The sequence below is a fragment of the Veillonella dispar genome, assembly GCF_937975875.1.
Lineage (GTDB): Bacteria > Bacillota > Negativicutes > Veillonellales > Veillonellaceae > Veillonella > Veillonella dispar_B.
In genome coordinates, this window is the sequence record NZ_CALJSP010000051.1 from 1 (window position 1) to 7,812 (window position 7,812).

Sequence of the window (7,812 nt, forward strand, 5' to 3'; positions counted from 1 at the left end):
AAAGTAAATTGTTTCATATGAAACAATCAAGGTATATAATTGTATAATTTAAAGAAAATATAGCACATTGGGTCTATATATTTGCTGATATAAACTATATAATTTTTGAAATAATGTGTATGATAGATGAAATTATAGATATTTTTCTAGAATTTGATTAGTAATTACCGTAATTATCGTTGTTTTATGTTATAATTAAAAAGAAATATTTTGAACGAACATGTGAGGTGAATTAAGTGGGCAAAGTTATAGCTATTACTAATCAAAAAGGCGGTGTTGGTAAAACAACAACATCCGTGAATTTGAGCGCTTGTTTGGCTGATGCTGGTAAGAAAGTATTGCTTGTTGATTTAGATCCACAAGGTAATGCTAGCTCTGGTTTAGGCATTGAAAAAGATGATTTAGAACTCTGTGTACACGATGTTCTAATCGATGGTGAACCTATTACTGATATTGTACAGCCTACAATGCTTAAAAAGCTATTTGTAGCGCCTGCAACGATTCAACTGGCTGGTGCAGAAGTGGAACTCGTTTCTGTTGTTTCACGTGAAACAATGTTGAAAAAAGCATTAGCACCGGTACGCGATGAGTACGACTTTATTATTATTGACTGTCCGCCATCCCTTGGTTTGCTAACATTAAATGCTTTCACTGCAGCAGATAGTGTATTAATTCCAATTCAAAGTGAATTCTACGCATTAGAAGGGGTTAGTCAACTAGTAAAAACCATAACAATTGTGCAACAAACATCTAATAAAGACCTTGAAATCGAAGGCGTTCTGTTAACTATGTTTGATGGTCGTACAAATTTATCTATCCAAGTAGCTGACGAAGTGAAAAAATTCTTTGGCAATAAAGTATATAAGACTATTATTCCTCGTAATGTACGTCTTAGCGAAGCCCCAAGCTATGGTGAACCGATTATCGTATACGATCCAAAATCTAAGGGTGCAGATGTATATACTAAATTAGCTAAAGAAGTGATTAAAGCCTCAAAAGCTAAATAAATAGTTAAATAATTGAGTGTTATAGATTGATATAGTCATTATGTAAGGTGAGAGAGGTTAGTTATGCCTAGAGAAGTTAAAAGTAAGAAAAGTAAATCATCTGGCTTAGGGAAGGGCCTTGGAAATTTAATGAAGGTAGATACTGTAGAGTCTGTATTACCTGAAAAGGAGATTCACGAACTACCAATTTCTGAATTAGTTCCGAATGCAGATCAACCTCGCAAAAGCTTTGATGAAGATAGTTTAGCCACATTAGCTGAATCTATTAAAAATCTTGGTATTTTCCAACCGATTGTAGTACGTAAACAAAAGAATAAATACCAAATCGTAGCTGGTGAACGTCGTTACCGTGCCGCTATTATTGCGGGTTTAGAGACAGTACCAGTTGTTGTAAAAAAATATAATACAGAAGAAATGACAGAGGTAGCCCTCGTTGAAAACCTACAACGTGAAGGCTTAGATCCAATTGAAGAGGCTTTGGCATACCAAGGTTTAATGGATACTTACAAACAAACACAAGAAATGATTTCTGCTCGTCTAGGTCGCAGCCGTTCTTATATTGCAAACATGGTTCGTTTGTTAAAGTTATGTGATTCTGTACAAAAAGATCTTATCGAAGGTGACTTAACGGTAGGTCAAGCTCGTCCATTGTTGGCATTGCGTAGTGCAGCTCAACAAATAGAAGCTGCTGAACGCATTAAAGAGGGCGAATTAAGTGCACGTCAAGCAGAGGCTCTTGTAAAGTCTATGCAAAATAAAACTCCTAAAACTAAGGCTGCTAAGCCGCAAAGTACTGCAGAGGTACGTGCTCTTATGGACCGTTTAAAATTAAGCTTAGGATCTCCTGTAAATATTAAGTTCCGCGCTGGTAAAAAGGTTCAAGGTAAGATTGAAATTGCCTTTTCCTCTGAAGCAGAATTAGAACGACTCATTGCCTATATGGATGGTCAAGAGCATACAGATGATACGGAAACTGTAGAATTTAGAGTATAATTGTTTAGCAATAGCAATAGCAATAGCAATAGCAATAGCAATAGCAATAGCAATAGCAATGCATAACTATATACTTTTTATTACTACGTAATTACTATATATAGTGGATTTTTAATTAAATAACATAATTGGTATACTAAATTTGATATCGAATTATGTAAATTTAGTAATGACAAATCGATAACAATTCTGTATAATGTAAATACAATTTACAATCCACGGTGAAAGCGTAGTCTACGGGCTGCGCTTTTACTGTTATGTTAAGTAACAAGGATAGACTATGGAACAAACACCTAAAGCAAACCGCGTGCATATTGGCTTTTTTGGTCGTTGTAATGCTGGTAAGTCTACATTGATTAATATGTTAACGGATCAGCCTGTATCTCTCGTATCTGAGGTGGCAGGGACGACGACAGATCCTGTGAGCAAATCTATGGAGATTTTACCACTAGGACCTGTAGTGATTACCGATACAGCCGGTATAGACGATACAACTGAATTAGGTACATTGCGTATGGAGAAAACAGAAGAGGTTGTGAAAAAGATTAACCTCGCTGTTTATGTACTTCGTACCGATGAAGAACCAACTGCTGATGATATGCACTGGTTAGGGCTTTTAAAACAAAATAATGTGCCTATTGCATTATTTATCAATGAAATTAATGCAGAAAATAAAGAAGTAAATCAAGAAGAAAATAAAGTAGATGCATCTGCTTATGTTGAAAGTCATAAGGGATTGTCTGATTTAGCTACTGTCATTGGTTCTGCTGATTTTACATCTAAGACTAAACGTTTAGAATTACTCGATCTTTTGGGTGGTTTAACACCACTTGATGTAGAAGGTGAACAAACTTTATTACAGGGTTTAGTAGAAGAGGGGGATACTATCATTCTCGTATGTCCTATCGATAGTGCAGCTCCAAAAGGGCGACTTATCTTGCCACAGGTACAAACAATTCGGGAAATTCTCGACTATAAAGGCTTAGCACTAGTATGCCAAACAGAAGAGTTACCTGCTATGATTAACTCTCTTAAAAAACCGCCTAAGATGGTTATCTGTGACTCTCAGGCCTTTGATCGAGTTGATGAATTGACACCTAGTACAATTCCGTTGACGTCATTCTCTATCTTGATGGCCCGCTTTAAAGGAAAATTACAGGACTTAGTAGCTGGTGTAAAGGCGATTAAGAATTTGAAACCAGGTTCTAGAGTGCTCATCAGCGAAGGCTGTACACATCGCCGTCAATGCGATGATATTGGAACTGTTAAGATTCCTAATCTTCTTAAAAAGCAAGGGCATACAGATTTACAGCTAGAATTTACGAGTGGGGGAGCCTTCCCAAAAGATGTATCTCAGTATGATTTAATCATCCACTGTGGTGCTTGTATGCTCACACGCCGCGAGGTATTACGACGCATTGAATGTGCCGTTGTACAAGGCACATCAATCGTAAATTACGGTGTACTCATAGCCGCTCTACATGGTATACTAGAACGAGCGATAAGCCCATTTGTTGACGAATTAGAGGGCTAATAAATAGTATTGTAATATGTATCTAATACATGGATTGAGATACAGCATAGCATTACATACTTTTATATAAATTACTATATAGGTATCGTTATCTATATTAGATATATTAAATTAAATTGTATGCAGTCATTTAACTTTCACAATAAGAATGGTATAATTAAGTGTTGGAGTTTGAATGATTGTATAGGAAGGAATATACATGTTCGAATCGATTCAACCGTGGATTGGCATGGCAACCATCGTCCTTGTTATAGCGTTGTTAGTGTATTGTGTCATCTTGCACATTCGCTTAGGGAGCCTTAAAAAGAAATATGATTTCTTTATGCAAGGGGACAATGGTGCGAGCCTAGAACGTAAATTATCTGTAGAGGTTAGCGAAATTCGCGATGCTGCGAAGGGTCTTGAGACTATGATGACCGAGCAAGCGGCAATCCGCAATATTCAAAGCAATACGATACAAAAAATTGGCTTTATTAAATATAACGCCTTTGAAAATATCGGTAATGATTTGTCCTTTGCGCTTACATTGCTTGACGGCAACAATAACGGCATCTGTATCTCCAGTATTTACGGTCGTAATGAATCCCGTATTTTTAGTAAACCCATTGTGAAAGGTAAAAGTCTCGTAAGTCTTTCACAAGAAGAATTAGAGAGTTTGAACGAAGCGTTGGGCGAACGCACCAATGAGGAAGCGTTAACGAGCGCCATCGTTTCTAAATAAGGAAGGTTTGTATTGAAAGTACCGGCATTTATTTCAAACAAAGTTGAAAGAAATGGTGACAACTGCATATTGACATTAACAATCAAGCAGGCGAAAATAGCGGCCATTGTTGGCTCTATCTTAATCATCGCGGCGTTGGTTCTCGGCATTTGGGGCATCGTGCGTCAAGCCGAGGTAGTGCAATTACGTCAACAGACACAATTGCAATCGGAACAGCTGAAATTATTACAACAAAAGACAGATGTTCTAGATAAGAAAATTCAAAACTTAAATCAAATTAGCGAAGAAAACAAGCAAATGCTGAAGGGCGCTGAATCTGGCACACCATCTCAAGGTGGCGGGGACGGTAGCGACCCAAAGCAGCAAGCCGCTGATGAAAGCGAAGTAAAGACGCTGACGGCGGCACAATTATCAGCGCGTCTATCCAAAATGGACAAGGATGCACAAAAACTGCTAGTTAGCTTCTATACAATGCGTAATATCCTTCGCGATGGTGGTGCGCAAGACCTTATGGCTATGCAATCCATCAACTTCTCCGCTGGCTCTGGTGGTGTTACGAATAACACAACACCAAGTATTTGGCCGAGCAAGGGTGTTATTACCTCTCCATTTGGTAGCCGTGTGGACCCTGTAACGGGCGCTATCGGTGCGTTCCATGAAGGGGTAGATATTGCGGATGACTATGGTACACCAATCGTGGCTACTGCTGCTGGCGTTGTAACCTTTGCAGGTTATACAGAGGGTGGTTACGGTAACCTCGTTGAAATTGACCATGGCAATGGCTTCGTAACACGTTATGGCCATAATAGTGCTGTATTGGTAACCGTAGGGATGAGCGTAAAACAAGGCCAAACAATTGCCTTGATGGGTAGTACTGGTAAAAGTACGGGCGCCCACGTTCACTATGAGGTACGCCTCAATGGATCTCCTACAGATCCTATGATCTTCTTACCAATTAGCAACTAATAGGTAAAACCAATACTATATACGTAATATCCTTTACGATATATGTAACATAAAACATAATTCATAGAAAAAAGAACTTGTTATGCGTGCAAATGCACTAATAGCAAGTTCTTTTTCTTTTCTTTTGTATATATATATTGTAAAATAAAAGTATATGAACGGAGGTATATCTATGAAGGCCTATGTACAAGTTTATACCGGCGAAGGCAAGGGCAAAACGACCGCTGCTATTGGTCTAGCTATCCGTGCCATCGGCGCTGGCAAGAAAGTCCTCTTTTTGCAATTTATGAAATCTAAAGTATATAGTGAACATACTATTTTACCTACCTTAAAGAATTTAACCTTAGAAACCGTGGGCAAGCCATTCTTTATCATAAAAGAAGGGATGAAGAGCAAGGATGAACTCGCTAAATGGGGCGATGAAGTCGTTGTCTTTGAATCTGGCAATCCGCCAAAGGACTATGTCGCGCTCATCGAAAAAGGCTACGAACGTGCACTAGCTGCTATCAGCAGTGGTGAGTACGATCTCGTCGTTCTTGATGAATACAACATGGCACTCTTCTTTGAACTCATTACATGGGATAAAACAAAGGCTTTGCTTGATGCTCGTCATCCAGAAACGGAACTCGTATTTACGGGCCGTGGGGCTCCTCAAGAATTAATCGATGAGGCAGACCTTGTAACGGAAATGAAAGAGGTCAAACATTACTACCTTCAAGGCGTAATGGCTCGAAAAGGTATTGAAAACTAATCATAGGTACACCTAAGGAGGTGATGTGGTTGAGTACAGTGGCTATTGTGGCCCTCGTTATTGTGGCCATCATTGCAGCACTCATCTTGATTATCCTACTGACACCAATCACATATAGCATCGAAATCAACGGACGCTCGCCATATCGTGGCGAGGTGCGCGTCAAATGGCTGTGGCGTGTATTTTCACTGCATTTAGCGTATTTGCAGGACAAACCATTTTTTAAGGAATTATACATTTTGGGCATGCTCAAGATTGGTCCTGTGAAAGACTATGAAGAATGGCTTGAAAATCGCGTAGAAGAAGAATACCAAAAGGTGATGGACGACGATGGCGATATGTCGCAAGCGGAAGCCTTCGCCAAGGCGATGCAAGGGGGCGGACAAGGTTCTTCTGCAAGCTCTAGTGGTACTAGCTTTGATGATTTGAAGAGCTCTCAGCGTTCTGACGCTACCTTTAATGATGAAGAAGCGCCAGGGGCTGGGACTTCTCAAAAGCCAAATGAGCGCATAGAACGTCCTGAACAAGCTTCTAAGGATATGGATGCACAAGCTCGTGCTGATCGGTATGACTCCATTCAGCAAGACCCAACATCTCATATTCAAAGCGATGATGAAACAGTGAGTCGCGTTACTTTCAACAGTGACGGTTCCATTAAGGAAAAGGTATTTACGAAGGTGAATGACCTCAAAACGACGGTGAAACAACGTTTTGAAAAGCCAGATCCAAACGATCCAGTGGCATCATTTAAGTCTAAAATTCCTACATTCTGGTTCATGAAACATGTAACAAATACAGAATTGTGGCACCAACTATTCCTTGTTTCAAAACGATGCTATGACCACTCTAAACCACGCGATGTGGCTATAGAAGGTCGATTTGGTATCGGTGACCCATATCGCATGGGGATTATCGCATCTATGCTATACAGCATTTGGCCAGAACAAGCTGAGAACATCGAGCTCGATTATGTAAATTGGGCAGGTGAAGGTAGCGGTCATATCAAAGGTCGCATTATTTTAGCTGTTATGGCTTGGCATGGCACAAGATTTTTGCTATCTAAACCAATGCGTTCCCTATTGGGTGAAGGTGCTCGCGTCTTCTGGGTTAAACGGAAGGAAGCTAAGCAGTTAGAAAAGCTGAAAGCCGAACAAGGTCAAACAGCGTAAGGATATATTAAGTCAACTAAGTACATGAGCTAACATAGCAATGATACTTTCACAAAAAGCGGAGGTACTGTGATGGAGAACAGTAATGTAAAAGAGAATTTGGAAGTCCTATTCGAGAAATTCAAAAATATGATTAAGGTGGAAACTGTAGTAGGCGAAGCGGTGCAAATCGGCGATACTACACTTGTTCCGTTCGTGGACGTAACATTTGGTTTTGGTACTGGTACAAACCATAACACTGCTAACAAAAATCACGAATGTGGTGGCGGTGGCGGCGGTGCCAAAATGGAACCAAGTGCTATCCTCGTTATTAAAGGCGAACGCATCGAGTTGTTCAACATTAAAGGCAACCCTTACAGCAGCAGCTTCGATCGTCTTATCGGTTTGGTGCCTGACCTTGTGTCCAAATTGAAATCCGATAAATACATTTATTTGAACGATGAACAATAATTCGGTGACGAATTATAAATACTAGGTGAAAGCCGTAATACCCACATGTGTGCTCTGAATATGTCCGTAACGACTGCGATTATAGCTTCAGGGCATGCCTGTGGGTATTATTTTAACTTCTATAGACTTTCATAAGCAGTTCATAGGGCTTTATTATGCTATGTAACATAGTCTTGTGAAAGTTAGCGAGATTTGTTATAGTAAAAATAGTACACTATTGG

At 39.5% G+C, this 7,812-nt stretch carries 8 protein-coding genes; all 8 read left to right on the forward strand.

Annotated elements, in window-relative coordinates; genetic code table 11:
- Positions 1-236: 236 nt before the first annotated feature.
- The 8 genes from Q7P05_RS02565 (at position 237) to Q7P05_RS02600 (ending at position 7,591) form a co-directional block, all read left to right on the forward strand.
- Entirely contained in the window at positions 237-1,007 is a 771-nt protein-coding gene (locus Q7P05_RS02565) for a ParA family protein (protein WP_060924859.1), read from the forward strand.
- A 63-nt stretch (positions 1,008-1,070) separates the two neighbouring features.
- Positions 1,071-2,000 carry a ParB/RepB/Spo0J family partition protein gene (locus tag Q7P05_RS02570; RefSeq protein WP_303930273.1) on the forward strand — a complete coding sequence of 310 codons (930 nt, stop codon included), beginning with the start codon at positions 1,071-1,073 and terminating at the stop codon, positions 1,998-2,000.
- Between the two features lie 280 nt (positions 2,001-2,280).
- The gene (gene hydF, locus Q7P05_RS02575; RefSeq protein ID WP_303930274.1) at positions 2,281-3,534 is read left to right on the forward strand and encodes a [FeFe] hydrogenase H-cluster maturation GTPase HydF; all 1,254 of its coding nucleotides are present in this window, start codon (positions 2,281-2,283) and stop codon (positions 3,532-3,534) included.
- 199 nt (positions 3,535-3,733) lie between these two features.
- Positions 3,734-4,255: a DUF4446 family protein gene (locus Q7P05_RS02580; RefSeq protein WP_105089981.1), complete on the forward strand. Its 522-nt coding sequence runs from the start codon at positions 3,734-3,736 to the stop codon at positions 4,253-4,255.
- A 12-nt stretch (positions 4,256-4,267) separates the two neighbouring features.
- A complete protein-coding gene (locus tag Q7P05_RS02585) occupies positions 4,268-5,221 on the forward strand; it encodes a M23 family metallopeptidase (protein WP_303930276.1) in 954 nt (317 codons plus the stop codon).
- A 172-nt stretch (positions 5,222-5,393) separates the two neighbouring features.
- Positions 5,394-5,972, forward strand: a complete 579-nt coding sequence (locus Q7P05_RS02590; RefSeq protein ID WP_039968824.1) for a cob(I)yrinic acid a,c-diamide adenosyltransferase — start codon at positions 5,394-5,396, stop codon at positions 5,970-5,972.
- 29 nt (positions 5,973-6,001) lie between these two features.
- Positions 6,002-7,141, forward strand: coding sequence for a hypothetical protein (locus Q7P05_RS02595; RefSeq protein WP_303930278.1), 1,140 nt, complete (start codon positions 6,002-6,004; stop codon positions 7,139-7,141).
- A 72-nt stretch (positions 7,142-7,213) separates the two neighbouring features.
- A complete protein-coding gene (locus Q7P05_RS02600) occupies positions 7,214-7,591 on the forward strand; it encodes a GerW family sporulation protein (RefSeq protein ID WP_005384862.1) in 378 nt (125 codons plus the stop codon).
- Positions 7,592-7,812: the final 221 nt, after the last annotated feature.

What these genes read in the sequence shown, in the direction of transcription:
- Q7P05_RS02600 (WP_005384862.1), top strand. Translation starts at nt 7,214, where the DNA reads ATGGAGAACAGTAATGTAAAAGAGAATTTGGAAGTCCTATTCGAGAAA.
- Q7P05_RS02590 (WP_039968824.1), top strand. Translation starts at nt 5,394, where the DNA reads ATGAAGGCCTATGTACAAGTTTATACCGGCGAAGGCAAGGGCAAAACG.
- Q7P05_RS02570 (WP_303930273.1), top strand. Translation starts at nt 1,071, where the DNA reads ATGCCTAGAGAAGTTAAAAGTAAGAAAAGTAAATCATCTGGCTTAGGG.
- hydF (WP_303930274.1), top strand. Translation starts at nt 2,281, where the DNA reads ATGGAACAAACACCTAAAGCAAACCGCGTGCATATTGGCTTTTTTGGT.
- Q7P05_RS02580 (WP_105089981.1), top strand. Translation starts at nt 3,734, where the DNA reads ATGTTCGAATCGATTCAACCGTGGATTGGCATGGCAACCATCGTCCTT.